The sequence below is a fragment of the Acutalibacter sp. 1XD8-36 genome (genome assembly GCF_009917525.1).
In the GTDB taxonomy this organism is placed as follows: Bacteria; Bacillota; Clostridia; order Oscillospirales; family Acutalibacteraceae; genus Acutalibacter.
Genome location: NZ_QZDU01000001.1, coordinates 509,928 through 523,922 on the forward strand (window position 1 = coordinate 509,928; position 13,995 = coordinate 523,922).

Genomic DNA, 13,995 nt, shown 5'->3' on the forward strand with positions numbered 1-13,995 from the left:
TGCGTTATTTTGATTTATGCCGTTTTTCTATTGTTCACCATCTTGATTGCAAAGAGCGTCCCTATCATAAGCACGATTGCTATAGGCAGGACAATCAGCGCGTTGGGCACAAATCCCGCGATAATATAGGACACAAAGCTTACTGCCGCCGCCACTACCGCATAGGGCAGCTGGGTAGACACATGGGCCACGTGGTCGCATTGGGCACCGGCTGAAGCCATGATGGTGGTGTCGGAGATGGGAGAGCAGTGGTCGCCGCACACAGCCCCTGCCATGCACGCGGAGACACATACCACGCCCAGAGGGTCAGTGAGCGGGAATACGCTCAGGGTGATGGGGATAAGTATGCCGAAGGTGCCCCAGCTGGTGCCTGTGGCAAAGGCCAGGAAGCAGCCGATAAGGAACACAACCGCCGGCAGGAATGACTGGAAGCCCTGGGCCGAGCCCTTCACCACACCCTCAACGAAAGCCTTGGCTCCCAGAGAGTCGGTCATGGCCTTGAGGGACCAGGCAAAGGTCAGGATAAGTATTGCGGGCACCATCGCCCTGAAGCCCTCGGGCAGGCACTCCATGGTCTGGCGGAAGGTCATGGTCCTGCGCAAGCAGTAGTAGATGATGGTAAAGGCCAAGGCGAACACTGAGCCAAGCATCAGGCCCACAGAGGCGTCGGAGTTGGAGAAGGCCTCAACGAAGGAAGCGCCGTTAAAGAAGTCGCCGGAATAAATCATGCCGATAACACAGGAGACAATGAGCACTACAATGGGCAGCACCAGGTCCAGCACGATACCCTTCTGCTCCTCACTCTCTTCGGCAGTATTGGCGTATGGGTTTTTGCCGCCGAAGATATCACCCTTCTCAATGGCATTCTCCTCAAACTTAGCCATTGAGCCAAACTCTGTCTTCATAATGGCCATGCCCACCATCATAACGATTGTGAGTATCGCATAGAAGTTGAAGGGTATCGCCTTTATAAACAGGTTCAGCCCGCTGCCGTCTTCAACATAGCTGGCGACAGCCGCCGCCCAGGAGGAGATTGGAGCTATGATACACACCGGGGCCGCTGTAGCGTCGATAAGGTATGCCAGCTTCACCCGGGAAATCTTATGCTTATCGGTCACCGGCCTCATGACCGAGCCCACAGTCAGGCAGTTGAAATAGTCGTCGATAAATATGAGCACGCCAAGGGCCACGGTGGCAAGCTGCGCACCCACCCTGGTCTTGATGTGCCGGGCCGCCCAGCGCCCGAAGGCCGCCGAGCCTCCAGCCCTGTTCATCAGTGAGACCATAGCCCCGAGTATCACCAGGAACACCAGAATGCCGATATTGTAGCCGTCCGACAGCACGCTGATTATGCCGCCCTGGAACACATGGAGCACTGTGCCCTCAAAGTTATAGCCGGAGTACAAAAGGCCTCCCATGAGTATTCCCACAAACAGGGAGGAGTACACCTCCTTGGTGATAAGCGCCAGGGCTATTGCCACTACCGGCGGCAGCAGTGCCCATCCTGTGCCGTAAAACCCGCCGCCCTCAGCAGCCGGCTCCCCGCTGCCAATAAACAGCGGGATTAGGACCACTGCCAGCAGAATGACCGCAAGCAGCGCCCCTTTGATAATGCTTGATTTCTTCATGTTCTTCCCTCACTCAATACAAAAAGAGTCATGACATACCCTGCCATGACTCCAATAATATACTAACAAAGGGTCATAGACAGCGCTCCGCCCCAAAAAAGGGCGACAGTCTGTGAGATTTTCTCCCACAGCCCGGCAAGGGAGCCCAGGCATAGGCCTCCCAGCCTCGGCGGAATCCCCTTTCCGTCTGCCTCCCATGCCCGGGAAATACAGCAGCCGTACTCTTGTCATCCGCGCCTCTATCATGCTAATTATATATATTAGCCTATTTTGCGGGCAATGTCAATAGGTTACGGAACATATTGTAAATAATTCTATTGAGGTAATCCCGCTTTTGCATGTCCCCTACTCCCCCGGGTCCACAAACACAGTTTTATAATTCACATATATCACCATGCCCGGCCTGGCCCCCTGGGGCTTGCTGACATTGCGCACCTGGGTATAGTCCACCGGCACCTGGGACGAGCCCTTTGCCCTGCTGTGGCGGGCGGCAAGCACAGCCGCCTCCTCCATGGCGGTATTGGTGGGCTCGCGGCCCTCTGTCACCAGCACCGTGTGGGAGCCGGGGATATTTTTTGTATGAAACCAGATGTCGTTATTATTTGCCAGCTTCATGGTGAGCCTGTCGTTCTGGCGGTTGTTCCTGCCCACAAGGATTGTGAAGCCGTCGGAGCTTGTAAAGCTCATGGGGGCGCTGACTGCCGGCGGGCGTTCCTTTTTGCCGCGGCCTGCCTTCAGGTAGCCCTGCTCCTTGAGCTCGGCCCGAATCTCCATCAGGTCCCGCTCAGTCTCGGCCCGCGCCAGCGCGTCCAGCACCGACTCTAAGTAGGTGAGCTCCCGGCCCGCAAGCTCTATCTGCTCGGTAAGCTTCTCCTCGGCGGTCTTGCGCTTGCGGTACTCCTTATAGTATTTCTGGGCATTTTGGTTGGGGGTCAGGGAGGGGTCCAGTTTTATCTTCACCATGGGCTGGCCCTCCTCATAGAAATTGGGCAGCTCCACGGACTCCATGCCCTTTTCCATGCTGTATAGGCTGGCGCTGAGGAGGTCCCCCATTATGCGCAGGCTGTCCCTTTGAGCACACTGGTCCAGCTCGGCTTTCTGGGCGTTTATCTTCCTTGAGAGCCGCTCCGAGTGGTTCCCCAACAGGCGCAGCAGGTCCTGCTCGCGCACACGCATACGCTCCTGCTGGTCCTTCTCCTGATAGAAGCTGTCCAGCATTCCCGAGATGCTCTCCCCCTTGCGTATTACGGCAGAAGTTCCATACTGCTGTATATCCGTGAAGGAGAAGTCCATAGGCTTTTTCTGCAGGTTTACCGCCATATGGGGCTCGCCGCTCATGTCCTCTACAGTCTCCCGCAGCTTCTGGTAGAAGAAGCTTAGCCGAAACGCCTGCTCCTCATCCATTGTCATGACCGTCAACTCCCGGCCCCGGCCCACCCTATGGGCCAGCTCCCGGCAGACCACCGGGGACACTCCCTGGAGCACGCTGAGCAGCCCCTTTGAGAGCTCCATGTCCCGGGGCAGGTTTTTCAGCGCTGTACTCAGCTCCTGCGGGGAGGCCGTTAGCATACAGAGCTTGTTCTGGGGCGGGGGCAGGTGATATGTCAGCCCGGGCAAGACCAGGCGCTGGGAGGTCATCGAGGCGTCAACACGCTTTAGGGCGTCGATGATTTTCCCGTCCGGGCCGGTTAAAATAATATTGCTGTAGCGGCCCATTATCTCCATTGTAAGGGTCAGCACAACCCTGTCGCCCAGCTCGTCTATGCAGTCAAAGTCAAAATGCAGAAGGCGCTCCAGCTCCGGCTGGCGTATGCCGCGGAGCTTTGCCCCAAGCAGCCTTTTTCGCAGGAGCATACAGAGCATGGGCGGCTGGGCTGGGTTTTCAAGAGGTATGCCGGTCAGGTGCACCCGGGCGCTGTTGGCCCTGGCTGAGAACAGCACCTTCTCCGCGCCCTCCCGGCTGCGGAATGAGACAACAAGCTCCTCACGGTTTGGCTGGTGAACCTTATCCACACGTGCCCCCAGTAGCCTGTTTTCAAGTTCGTTTTTTATGTGGCGTAGAAACGCGCCGTCTAGTGCCATTTTTTGTTCCTTTCTGTCGATTATATCTATAAATCAAGCTGCATGATTTTCCTTGAATCCTTAAATCCCAGGCTTTCATACAGCCTGATTGCGTCTTCATTCTGGGCCAGAACGCCCAGCTCGATAAATTCGGCATCCCGGCTTTCGGCCCAGTCCTTTACCGCTCCCAGCAGCGCCCTGCCAATGCCGCGTCCACGGTGTTCGGGGGCAACCACCAGGTCCATCAGATATGTATACCGCCGCGGGATAAAGGCGGGGTACGGCGGAGTGTTCTTATCCTGCACAAGAGCAAGCCCAATCGCTCTGCCGCCCTCTCTTGCCACAAGGATATCGCCGTCGCCGCCCTCAATCACCGAGTGGATAAAACTGCCGTCTTCCCCGGCAGGCCGGAACATCTCTGGCTGAATGAGGGACATATCAGTGTTAAGCGCTTCATATAGCCCGGAAATATCCTGCAAATCCTGAAGCTTCGCCGGTTCAATTATTATCATACGGCCATCTCCCCTATACCGTCCTGAACGGCGCACTCTCCGCTTTGCTAACTATAAAGCCGGTATCCGGCACACGCTTTTTAAGGTACGCCGCCAGGTACTCTGCAAAGACCCGCTCGGTCTCATAATGCCCGGCTACAACACAGGTAAGCCCGGTTTTTCTGGCCTCTAGGGCAACGTGGTGCTTCATCTCCCCGGTAATGTAGGCGTCGCCCCCGCGCATGGCGGCATGTGATGGGTAGTCATCCCCACCCGCGCCGCTGCACATGAAGACACGCTTCACCATGCCATCCCCGGGAATGAGCTGCACCGCACCCACAGAGAGCCGTCCCTTCACATGCAGGGCAAATTCCTCTGGGGCCATGGGCTGCTCCAGCTCGCCGGAGTACAGCACGCAGTCCTCCCCAAATACCTCCTCGGGCCGGATGTTCCTAAGCCCCAGCCTGTTTGCCAGGGCCGCGTTCACCCCGCATACCGGTGAGAGGTCCAGGTTGGTGTGGCAGCAGAGGGCCGCTATGCCGTTCTTTGCCAGCAGGTAGGCCGGGTCCTGGCTGCTCATGGACCTTATGGGGTCAAATATCACCGGGTGGTGGCTGATTATCAGGTTGGCATTCATGCCCGCCGCTTCGTCAATAACCTCCCAGGTGATGTCAAGGCATAGCAGCGCCCGGGTGACCACAGTGGCCCTGTCGCCCACCAGCAGGCCGGAGTTGTCAAAGGCCAGCTGGCTGTCAAAGGGCGCCGCGCAGTTTATAATATCGTATATATCGCAAATTCTAGCCATGTGCTTCTCCTTGTCTAAGGTATTCCCTCTCTATCCCCTCGATTATCCCCCGAAGTCTCCCGGCCTCATCCCGAAGGCCGTTATGCTCAGCGCCAAGCAGTGAATTTCCAAGGCCTCGCAGGACTTTGCCTGCATACGCTGATACCTCCGCCGTGCCCGGCTTTAGTCTGCCCATATAGGGGTAAATGCTGTCCATATCCCCAAGCGCCCCCCTATACTCCACCGAAAACGCCGAATACACCTTGCCGCTCTCCTGGGCCGCCAGCTCCTCAATTATAGCAAAACCCATCTGCCACAGGCCTGCGCGCAGCTTGTCCACGGCGCTCATCGGCTGCAAAACCAGGCGCTTGCCCGGGCCCTTCAGCCAGGCGGCGCTGCTGATTATATGCAGGATAAGCTCGCCGCCCATCCCGGCTATAACTATGTCCTCCGCGTCCTCCGGGCCGATACCGCAAAGGCCGTCGCCCAGTACCAGCCGCAGCCTGTCCCCCACGCCGTAAATCTCGCCATGCCTTCTGGCAGCGTCCAGGGGGCCGGGATTTATATCGCTGGCTATGGCCTTTTGCACCGCGCCGGTTTTTATAAGCCAGATGGGGAGGTAGCCGTGGTCCGTGCCGATATCCGCCACTGTCCTCCCGGGGCGCAGGAGCCTGGCGCATAGTGCAAGCCTTGGGCCAAGGGAGAATATTTCCCTATTTGTCATATGCTCTCCAATAAACGAAGCCGCCGCCCAGCTAAAGGTCTCCCCTCGCCGCGCGGCTCACTTTCGTAGGTTACGGGCTTACTTGCTCAGGTGGGCGTTTATCTTGCTCACAAGCTCCTCAGCGTCTACGCCGTGGACGGCGCAGGCCTGCTCCAGGGTCTCCCCGCGTGCGGAAGGACAGCCCAGGCAGTGCATCCCCATCTCAAGGAAGAAGGGGGCCGTGGTCTCGTCAAGGTCTAAAATCTCTCCGATGATAGTGTCTTTGGTTATAGATGCCATTTTCATTTTCCTCCATATTCCGGCCGGTTCAGCCTTTCTCTTAGTTATTATACTATTTCCTGACGGAATATGCAAGACCTAAAAAGGGAAAATATACTAAATTAGTCTAGTTTTTATCCTTCACCGAACTCCCGCCGCATATACTCCAGCAGCTTCTTCTCCCGGCGGCTCACCTGCACCTGTGTCATCCCCAGCTCCTGGGCTGTCTTCGCCTGGGTCATACCCCTAAAGTACCGGCACCTTATGAGCTCCCTGTCACGCCCCTCCATGCCTTCGATTATTGCATAGAGCGTCAGCCGCTCGGCCGTCTGCTCCTCGGGCGCCTCCACAGGTATCTCCAGCTGCTCCCCTTCCTCCCCGCCTGTCAGGGACAGGGGCCTGCGCAGCGCCCCCAGCGCCAGCGCTGCCCGCTGCGGGGTCACGTCCAGCTCCCGGGCTATCTCGCCAACCGTAGGTGCACGCCCCAGCTCGTCGTCCAGCCGGTCCGAGACTCTTTGCGCCTGCTGAGCCAGTTCTCTAAGGCCCCTTGACACCCGCATTGCACCGCCGTCGCGAAAGAGCCGCCGTATCTCCCCCAGTATCACCGGCACGGCATAGGTTGAGAAGCGCAGGCCCCGGCCCGGGTCGAAGTTTCCCGCAGCCTTCACAAGCCCCAGGCACCCGGCCTGCACCATGTCCTCATAGTCTATCCCCCGGCCCATGAAGCGCCTGGCACACAGGTGCACAAGCCCCATGTTCTCGGTTACCAGGGGGTTATCCTCCTTCAGCATCTGGGTGTAAAGTGCTTTGTCAGGGTCACGCTGGTGCCCCTGCCCACGGTTGAGCTCACCCGCACGCTGTCGCAGAAGCTCTGCATTACAGCAAAGCCAAGCCCCGCACGCTCCTCGCCGCCGGTGGTGAAAAGGGGCTCCATGGCCTGCTTCACGTCCGGGATACCGCAGCCCTTATCACGCACACGTACCTGGGCCCGCCCGTCCTCGAATATCTTAACGCTTATGTACACAGTCCCCAGCTTGTCCTTATAGCCGTGGACTATGGCGTTGGTGACGGCCTCGGATACCGCCGTGCGTATGTCAGATAAGTCAGCCACCGTCGGGTCCAGCTGAGCTAGAAATGCCGCCACCGCCGCCCGGGCGTAGCCCTCGTTTACAGAGTTTGAGCTAAAGCTTATCTGTGTCTGGTTTACCGGCTTCATCAGCTCGCCCTCCTCTCTATGGCGGCAACGCTGGCTATGCCGGAAAGCTCAACCATTTTATTCAGATTCTGCGACAGGCCGCAGAGGACTACCCTCCCCCGCCAGAAGCCGCACATGCGCACCCGGCCCAGTATCAGCCCCACTCCTGAACTGTCCATAAAGGGCACGTTGGTAAAGTCCAGGCGCAGGCAGTAGGGCTTCAGCTTCTGGGCGGTGTCATCTATGGCCTCCCGCATTTCCCGGGCGCTGTGATGGTCTATTTCGCCGGAGAGCTTAGCGGTCATCACGCCCTCCTTATAGCTTATCTGAACATTCATATTTATACTTCCTTTCTCTCAAAAGCTTGGCCTGTTTCACCCGCTTATATGCCAAAAGCCCCTGGGAAAAGCGGGTTTTCCCAGGGGCTTTTCAAGCATATTCTACACGGAGCGCACCGCGCTTTTTGTTAAAGCCTGTCACCTATCGGTAAATTTTTCCAGCAGCAGAGGCCTCAGCTCCCCTGCCATATAGAACGAACCGCAGGCTATCAGCGCACCGTCCTCTCCAATGTCCTCCAGGGCCATGTCCAGGGCCTCAGGGAAGCTTTCCGCCGGCACAGCCTCCGGGCAGAAGCGCGAGGCTATGCCGGCTAAATCCCCGGCGCTGAGAGAGCGTGGGTTGTCGGGCCTCACGGTAATAATTTTGCTGAACATTGGGCCCACCGTCTCAAGGGCGGCAGCGCTGTCCTTGTCGGACATCATGCCGATTATGGCGACTTTCCGGCCCGGCACATAGCGCTCAAGTGCGTCCTTCAGCACCAGGGCACAGCCGGGGTTATGCCCGCCGTCCAGCAGGCATAGAGGCTTGCGCGACAGCACCTCCATCCGTGCGGGGATAAATGCCTTCCTAAACCCCTCTGCCAGTTTCTCGTCGGAGATATCAAAGCCGCGCCCGCGCAGTATCTTTATAAGCTCCAGGGCCACGGCAGCGTTCTTCACCTGGTGCCCGCCCAAGAACGGCGTGTGCAGCTTTAGACCCTCCGCCTCAAAGCCGGTGCCGTCTATATCCTCTGAGCATACGGTTACCCGGTCCATGTCAGGTATATGGAGCTCAGCGCCGCGCCCGGTGCAGACCCCCTGTATCACGTCCCACACCTCCGGCTGCTGCTCTGGGTAGAGCACCACGTGCCCCCCCTGCTTTATGATACCGGACTTCTCCAGGGCTATCTGCTCCACCGTGTCCCCGAGCCAGGCGGTATGGTCCAGGGAGATTGACATGACCGCCGCCGCCTCGGGGGGGGGGATGACGTTGGTGGCGTCGTGCAGCCCTCCCATCCCAACTTCAAGAACAGCTATATCGCAGCCCTTCAGGGCAAACCAGTGCAGGGCTATCGCAGTCACCAACTCAAACTCGGAGACGACTATATCCCGGGCATCCAGGCGCTCAACGGCGGGCCAGATTTCCTCAACCTCCCCTATGAGCTCCTCTTCAGTTATCATCTCCCCGTCTATCTGAAAGCGCTCCCTAAAGTTCAGCACATATGGTGAGATATTAAGGCCCGTCCTATAGCCGCTCTCCCTCAGGACGCTTGAGACCAGGGTGCATACTGAGCCCTTGCCGTTGGTGCCGCAGACGTGCACGAATTTCACCTTCTCATGGGGGCTGCCAAGCTCCTCCATCAGCGCGCGCATACGCTCGAGCCCTGGCTTCATGCCGAAAAGCAGCCTTGAGTCTATCTTTTCTACCGCTTGCTGATATGTCATAGGTAATCCCTCGTTTCTCCTTTAAGATAAAGTACCATATGTAGTATAGCACCGGTGAACGTGCCTAGTCAAGCTACGTAGCAACGATTGGCGGCTTGCTGAACATACTCTCTCTTTGGCGAAAATTTCTTGCCAGTATCACAAAGTTTTCCTTGTCAAAACACCCTTGAACGAATATAATATAGATAGCACATTATCTTGAAACTTTTTTTCAGAAAGCGAGGCACTTCTATGGCTGCCCCCATTTCTTTCCTTTCAAAGCTTTTTGGCTCAAAGCTGTTCAAAATCCGGCGCAGGAAAAAATCTCCGGAGAAAAATCTGTCAAATCCCCGCCCAAGACCCGGCCACGGCGACAGGCCCCTGAAGCTTGCTGAGGAACAGCGCCCGGCAAAGGAGGCCCCTAAGCCCGAGCCTGTGGACCCCTATCTGCTCAGCCTGCCGGTGGACCACGTTATCTTCGAGCTCTGGCGGGTCTGCCGGGACCAGGGCGGCTGGCTCCCCCGGCCCGAGCTGAGCTTTAAGACGGCGGAGCCCCAGGTTTTCGACCCAAAGACCTCTATGACCGAGCTTACAAAGCTGCTGATGGCTGTCTCATCCTCTGCGGCTTCAAGGCTCTCGGCTATGACTCCCCCTGTCCTGCCGGCCCCAACCGCCCCTATAGCAGATACTGAGCAGGGTATGACCGAAGGACCCCAGGACCAGGAGCCTCCCCCGCCCCCGGACCTGGACGCCCAGGCGATGGTCTTTGTCGCCGGGGACAAGCTCAGCGCCTGGCTGCTGGCCTACCCGCCCTCAGGCAACGGCGAGGGTGTCACAAAGGGAATAATCATGAACGCCCTGGGAGCCGCCGGAGTTGCATTTGGCGTGGATATGGAGGTTGTTGAGGGCATACCGGCTATGGAGGCCCCCTATTTCCGTATGCACCTAGTGGCCCGGGGCAAGGCCGCCGTGCCCGGCAAGGATGGGGCGGTCATTGACCTGTATCCCCGGGAGACCCGCAAGGAGCTGCCTGTTGACGATATGAACCGGGTGGACTTTACCGCCATGGGCACCACGCAGAACGTGGAGAAGGGCGCGGCTATCTGCCATATAAGCCCGCCCACGCCGGGGGTTGCCGGGCGCACGGTCACCGACAAGGAGCTGCCCACCAGGGACGGCATACCCGCCGTGGCGCCTATGGGCAGGAATACGGCGCTGAACGAGGACGGCACCTCCCTTATCGCCACAAGAGACGGCGGGCTGGAGTTCTCAGGCAGGGCCTTTCAGGTGAATCCCCTGTTGGAAATTGCCGGGAACGTGGACTACTCCTCGGGCAGCGTGAACTTCCTGGGTGATGTGCATATTGCCGGCGACGTCTGCAGCGGCTTTACCGTGCGGGCCATGGGCAATATTAAAGTGGACGGCGTTGTGGAATCCAGCACTATTGAGGCCGGAGGCGACCTTATACTTGCAAAGGGCGTGCAGGGGAATAACCAGGCGGTCATACGCGCCCATAGGGATATTTTTGCAAAGTACCTTGAGAACTGTATTGTGCACGCCAAGGAGAATCTGCACTCGGAGTGCATAATCAGCTGTGAGGTCTACAGTGACGCCGGTGTGTACGTGCAGAGCGGGCGGGGCGCCATTATCGGCGGCAGGGTCTGGGCCGGAAGGGAAGTCGACGCCAATATAGTGGGCTCAAAGACCGAGGTGCGCACCACTGTTGTACTCGGCGGTCTGCCCTGCGAGAGCTATGAGAAGGACCTGCTCACCCAGGAGATTGAGGAGATGGAGAAGCGCCTGGAGGAGACCGAGCGCCAGCCCTCCAGCCCCACAAAGCTCAGCCGCATGTCGAAAATGCGTATGCAGATATCGGTAAACCGGCTGAAGCTGAACCAGCACCAGAAGAGCCTGGATGAGCTTCAGGACGGTCTTGAGCACCGTCCCGCCGGGAGGCTCACCTTCCGGGTGGCCCATCCCGGCACCCTTGTGGAGATAGGCTCCTCCCAGCTGAAGCTTGAGAACGAGACCCGGCACAGTATCGCCACGCTCATTGACGGAGAGGTAAAGCTGATAACTTAATATGAAAACATAAAAAGGGACGCCCTCAGGCGTCCCTTTACTTTTCGCTGTAGCTTTCCAGAAAGCTGTGCTCCTCCCCGCCCAGCTTATAGCCCGGGAAGGTGTCCAGGCAGACGGAGTGTATGCTGTTGAAAATACGCTTCTCTATGTCCGGGTCCTGCTGCCTGAGCCGCGCCAAAAGCCCCTTTATCTCCTGCCGCTTGGACTCCCCTATGCCGCTTGCGGTGTTCTCAGTAAAGCGGCAGGCACACTGTATAAACTCCAGATTATTATAGCGCTTCCAGGCCAATATATCCTCTTCGCGGATACAGTACATGGGGCGTATCAGCTCCATGCCGGGAAAATTTTTGCTGTGCAGCTTTGGCATCATAGCCTGGAGCTGCCCTCCGTAGAACATGCCCAGCAGCGTTGTCTCCACCACGTCATTAAAGTGGTGCCCAAGGGCTATCTTATTGCAGCCCATGTCCTGGGCATAACGGTACAGATAACCCCGGCGCATTCGGGCACAGAGATAACAGGGGTTTTTCTCAGTTTTATTGGCCACATCAAAGATGTCCGTCTCAAATATAACCGCCGGAATATGCAGAAGCTCCGCGTTCTCCTCCATTCTCTGGCGGTTAGGCCGGTTATAGCCCGGGTCCATCACAATGAATTTCAGCTGGAAGGGCACATCGCTGACACGTACCAAAAGCTGCATGAGCTTTGCCAGCAGCATGGAATCCTTGCCGCCGGATATGCACACGGCTATCCTGTCTCCGCTCTCTATAAGCCGGTAGCGTTTTAAAGCCGCAATGAATGGCCCCCACAGCTCCCGGCGGTATTTTTTTACAATGCTCCGCTCGGCCTTTTCAAAGGGCTCCAAGTCCCGCTTCACAGGCCCAGCATCCGTATATAGTCCGGCAGTCCCTGCTCGAACTTCACCCCGTACCAGTGCCCGGAGTCCCCCTGGGTGCCCTCGATACAGAGCACCGTGTAGTCTGCGGCTATCTTCGCCGAGTCGATAAGGGGCCTGCCGCCCATCATGGCACCTACAAAGGCCGAGGCGAATATGTCCCCGGTGCCGTGGCAGCCCTTGGCTATTTTCCTGTGCTCGTAGTAGGAGCGCACGCCCTTCTCGTCCACCAGCACCCCAGTGGACCCGGGGGCAAAGCTCACTCCTGTGAGTATAACGGTAGAGGCACCTGCGCTCTCAAGGCTTTCGAGGAGGCCGTCAATATATGCCCTGTCATAGGATTCCCGGTACTCTGTGCCGGTGAGCATACAGGCCTCTGTGATGTTGGGCAGGATTATATCAGCCGAGAACACAAGGCTCTTCATGGCCTCCACAAAGTCCTGGTCGAAGCCCACATAGAGCCTGCCGTTATCAGCCATTGCAGGGTCTACTATGCTCACGCCGCCCTCTGAGGCCAGCCGCTTTGTTATATCCTTCACATACGCTATCTGCCGGGCGCTGCCAAGGTAGCCGGAGTATACGGCGTCGAATTTAATGCCCTCGCTCTCCCAATGGTCCGCTATGCCGGGGATATCGTCGGTGAGGTCGCGGAAGGTATAGCCCTTGAAGCCGCCGGTATGGGTGGACAGCACCGCCGAGGGCAAAATGCAGGTCTCCAGCCCTGAGGCCGACAGAATGGGCAGGGCCACTGTCAGGGAGCACTGGCCCACGCATGAGATATCCTGTATAGTCAGTATTCTTTTATATGACATAGGTTTCTCCTTTTCTCTAATAAAGGGTATGTGGGCAATTATAGCACAATAGCCACAGCGTGTCAACTTCCGGGCTTTACATCCTGTCCGGGCCGCGCTATAATATATCTACACAAATCCAAAGGAGGATTTTTTAATGGACCTGGAAAAGATGAAGCGCAAGTACGCGTATACCCTGGCAAGAGTCGGGCTGAACGTGCAGAAGGGCCAGACCGTGCTGGTGGAGGCCGCGGTGGAGGGCTGGGAGTTTACCTCTATCTTCGCCGAGGAGTGCTATAAGCTGGGGGCGGGCAATGTTGTCGTCCACTACCTGGACCTGCCCAACATGAAGGTCGCCGCAAAGTACCGCCCCGACAGTGATATGCGCCGGGTGGAGGACTGGGAGTACGCCATGCACCAGGGATATCTGGACGGCGGCGCCTGCTACGTTCGGCTGGAGGGGGTAAACCCCAAGCTCATGGAGGATGTGAGCGAAACGAACTCCAACGCTATATTCTCCCATGTGGACACAGTCAGGAATATCATGCGCAAAGCCAGCCGGGAGAAGCACTGCCAGTGGCTGATAGCCATGATTCCCACCGTCCAGTGGGCCGAGTATATACTGGACAAGACCGGGGATGAGGCGCTGAATGAGCTCTGGGAGATACTGCTGAAGCTCTGCTATATTGACGAAGATAACGACGTTGTGAAGACCTGGGAGGAGAAGGGCCGCAGGAACGCAGAAAGGGGCCGGGCCGTGGACGCCCTGAAGCTCACGAAGCTCCACTATACCGCCTCCAACGGCACGGACCTGACTGTGGGGCTCACCCCCTGGTCCAAGTTCGGCTATGACGGCAGCCAGCCGCAGGTGGTCTTCAACGCCAACATCCCCTCTGAGGAGATATTCACCACCCCCGATAAGTTCGGGACAAACGGCGTTGTCTATGCCTCACGCCCGCTGCTGCTGGGCGGCAAGAGCATAGAAAACTTTGGCTTTCGTTTTGAAAACGGCAAGGTTGTAGAAGTCCTGGCCGGCGAGGGCAAGGAAATGCTCGAGGCCCTTATTAACACCGACGAGAACGCCGGGTATCTGGGAGAAGCCGCCCTTGTGGAGTACCACTCCCCTATCAGCATGAGCGGACTGGTGTACTACACCACGCTTATAGACGAGAACGCCAGCTGCCATCTGGCTTTAGGCCGGGGGCTTGGAGGCCAGCGGGAGGAGTTCAACGACTCCACAATACACGTTGACTTTATGATAGGCACCCCTGACATGCGCATTGTCGGCACTACTGAGGACGGCCGGGAGGTAGATATCTTCCGGGACGGGGATTTTGCTATTTAACT

Annotated in this window: 14 protein-coding genes and 1 riboswitch; of the genes, 2 read left to right on the forward strand and 12 right to left on the reverse strand. The window is 57.6% G+C overall.

Annotation, left to right across the window (positions count from 1 at the left end):
* Positions 1-14: 14 nt before the first annotated feature.
* From D5270_RS02815 to D5270_RS02860, 10 genes are all read right to left on the reverse strand, one after another.
* Positions 15-1,628: a Na+/H+ antiporter NhaC family protein gene (locus D5270_RS02815; protein WP_166542649.1), complete on the reverse strand. Its 1,614-nt coding sequence runs from the start codon at positions 1,626-1,628 to the stop codon at positions 15-17.
* Positions 1,629-1,700: 72 nt separating this feature from the next.
* A riboswitch (Lysine riboswitch) is annotated at positions 1,701-1,878 on the reverse strand.
* 95 nt (positions 1,879-1,973) lie between these two features.
* Positions 1,974-3,710, reverse strand: a complete 1,737-nt coding sequence (locus tag D5270_RS02820; protein WP_166542650.1) for an Rqc2 family fibronectin-binding protein — start codon at positions 3,708-3,710, stop codon at positions 1,974-1,976.
* A gap of 26 nt (positions 3,711-3,736) precedes the next feature.
* Positions 3,737-4,201 carry a GNAT family N-acetyltransferase gene (locus tag D5270_RS02825; RefSeq protein WP_166542651.1) on the reverse strand — a complete coding sequence of 155 codons (465 nt, stop codon included), beginning with the start codon at positions 4,199-4,201 and terminating at the stop codon, positions 3,737-3,739.
* 13 nt (positions 4,202-4,214) lie between these two features.
* Positions 4,215-4,985 (reverse strand): Nif3-like dinuclear metal center hexameric protein, encoded by a 771-nt coding sequence (locus D5270_RS02830; RefSeq protein WP_166542652.1) that lies wholly within the window; start codon positions 4,983-4,985, stop codon positions 4,215-4,217.
* Positions 4,978-5,688, reverse strand: a complete 711-nt coding sequence (locus tag D5270_RS02835; protein WP_166542653.1) for a class I SAM-dependent methyltransferase — start codon at positions 5,686-5,688, stop codon at positions 4,978-4,980. Before D5270_RS02835 ends, D5270_RS02830 begins: the two co-directional genes overlap by 8 nt.
* Positions 5,689-5,766: 78 nt before the next feature.
* On the reverse strand, positions 5,767-5,967 hold the full coding sequence (locus D5270_RS02840) for a DUF1858 domain-containing protein (RefSeq protein ID WP_161473714.1): 201 nt from the start codon (positions 5,965-5,967) through the stop codon (positions 5,767-5,769).
* 113 nt (positions 5,968-6,080) lie between these two features.
* A complete protein-coding gene (locus tag D5270_RS02845; RefSeq protein WP_166542654.1) occupies positions 6,081-6,737 on the reverse strand; it encodes a sigma-70 family RNA polymerase sigma factor in 657 nt (218 codons plus the stop codon).
* Positions 6,731-7,162, reverse strand: coding sequence for an anti-sigma F factor (spoIIAB, locus tag D5270_RS02850; protein WP_166542655.1), 432 nt, complete (start codon positions 7,160-7,162; stop codon positions 6,731-6,733). The genes D5270_RS02845 and spoIIAB overlap by 7 nt, the downstream gene beginning before the upstream one ends.
* Positions 7,162-7,479: an anti-sigma factor antagonist gene (locus D5270_RS02855; RefSeq protein WP_166542656.1), complete on the reverse strand. Its 318-nt coding sequence runs from the start codon at positions 7,477-7,479 to the stop codon at positions 7,162-7,164. The genes spoIIAB and D5270_RS02855 overlap by 1 nt, the downstream gene beginning before the upstream one ends.
* Positions 7,480-7,617: 138 nt before the next feature.
* Entirely contained in the window at positions 7,618-8,904 is a 1,287-nt protein-coding gene (locus tag D5270_RS02860; protein ID WP_166542657.1) for a bifunctional folylpolyglutamate synthase/dihydrofolate synthase, read from the reverse strand.
* Positions 8,905-9,135: 231 nt separating this feature from the next.
* Between D5270_RS02860 and D5270_RS02865 the strand changes: the two genes are divergently transcribed.
* Positions 9,136-10,965 (forward strand): DUF342 domain-containing protein, encoded by a 1,830-nt coding sequence (locus tag D5270_RS02865; RefSeq protein WP_166542658.1) that lies wholly within the window; start codon positions 9,136-9,138, stop codon positions 10,963-10,965.
* Positions 10,966-11,002: 37 nt separating this feature from the next.
* Here the strand turns inward: D5270_RS02865 and D5270_RS02870 are convergent, their stop codons facing one another.
* Together D5270_RS02870 and D5270_RS02875 are read right to left on the reverse strand one after the other, a co-directional pair.
* Positions 11,003-11,839, reverse strand: coding sequence for a tRNA 2-thiocytidine biosynthesis TtcA family protein (locus D5270_RS02870; RefSeq protein WP_166542659.1), 837 nt, complete (start codon positions 11,837-11,839; stop codon positions 11,003-11,005).
* The gene (locus D5270_RS02875; protein ID WP_166542660.1) at positions 11,836-12,669 is read right to left on the reverse strand and encodes a pyridoxamine kinase; all 834 of its coding nucleotides are present in this window, start codon (positions 12,667-12,669) and stop codon (positions 11,836-11,838) included. Before D5270_RS02875 ends, D5270_RS02870 begins: the two co-directional genes overlap by 4 nt.
* A gap of 136 nt (positions 12,670-12,805) precedes the next feature.
* Between D5270_RS02875 and D5270_RS02880 the strand changes: the two genes are divergently transcribed.
* Complete coding sequence (locus D5270_RS02880; protein WP_166542661.1) at positions 12,806-13,993, forward strand: aminopeptidase; 1,188 nt, start codon at positions 12,806-12,808, stop codon at positions 13,991-13,993.
* Positions 13,994-13,995: the final 2 nt, after the last annotated feature.

What these genes read in the sequence shown, in the direction of transcription:
- D5270_RS02815 (WP_166542649.1), bottom strand. Translation starts at nt 1,628, where the DNA reads ATGAAGAAATCAAGCATTATCAAAGGGGCGCTGCTTGCGGTCATTCTG.
- D5270_RS02820 (WP_166542650.1), bottom strand. Translation starts at nt 3,710, where the DNA reads ATGGCACTAGACGGCGCGTTTCTACGCCACATAAAAAACGAACTTGAA.
- D5270_RS02825 (WP_166542651.1), bottom strand. Translation starts at nt 4,201, where the DNA reads ATGATAATAATTGAACCGGCGAAGCTTCAGGATTTGCAGGATATTTCC.
- D5270_RS02830 (WP_166542652.1), bottom strand. Translation starts at nt 4,985, where the DNA reads ATGGCTAGAATTTGCGATATATACGATATTATAAACTGCGCGGCGCCC.
- D5270_RS02835 (WP_166542653.1), bottom strand. Translation starts at nt 5,688, where the DNA reads ATGACAAATAGGGAAATATTCTCCCTTGGCCCAAGGCTTGCACTATGC.
- D5270_RS02840 (WP_161473714.1), bottom strand. Translation starts at nt 5,967, where the DNA reads ATGGCATCTATAACCAAAGACACTATCATCGGAGAGATTTTAGACCTT.
- D5270_RS02845 (WP_166542654.1), bottom strand. Translation starts at nt 6,737, where the DNA reads ATGCTGAAGGAGGATAACCCCCTGGTAACCGAGAACATGGGGCTTGTG.
- spoIIAB (WP_166542655.1), bottom strand. Translation starts at nt 7,162, where the DNA reads ATGAAGCCGGTAAACCAGACACAGATAAGCTTTAGCTCAAACTCTGTA.
- D5270_RS02855 (WP_166542656.1), bottom strand. Translation starts at nt 7,479, where the DNA reads ATGAATGTTCAGATAAGCTATAAGGAGGGCGTGATGACCGCTAAGCTC.
- D5270_RS02860 (WP_166542657.1), bottom strand. Translation starts at nt 8,904, where the DNA reads ATGACATATCAGCAAGCGGTAGAAAAGATAGACTCAAGGCTGCTTTTC.
- D5270_RS02865 (WP_166542658.1), top strand. Translation starts at nt 9,136, where the DNA reads ATGGCTGCCCCCATTTCTTTCCTTTCAAAGCTTTTTGGCTCAAAGCTG.
- D5270_RS02875 (WP_166542660.1), bottom strand. Translation starts at nt 12,669, where the DNA reads ATGTCATATAAAAGAATACTGACTATACAGGATATCTCATGCGTGGGC.
- D5270_RS02880 (WP_166542661.1), top strand. Translation starts at nt 12,806, where the DNA reads ATGGACCTGGAAAAGATGAAGCGCAAGTACGCGTATACCCTGGCAAGA.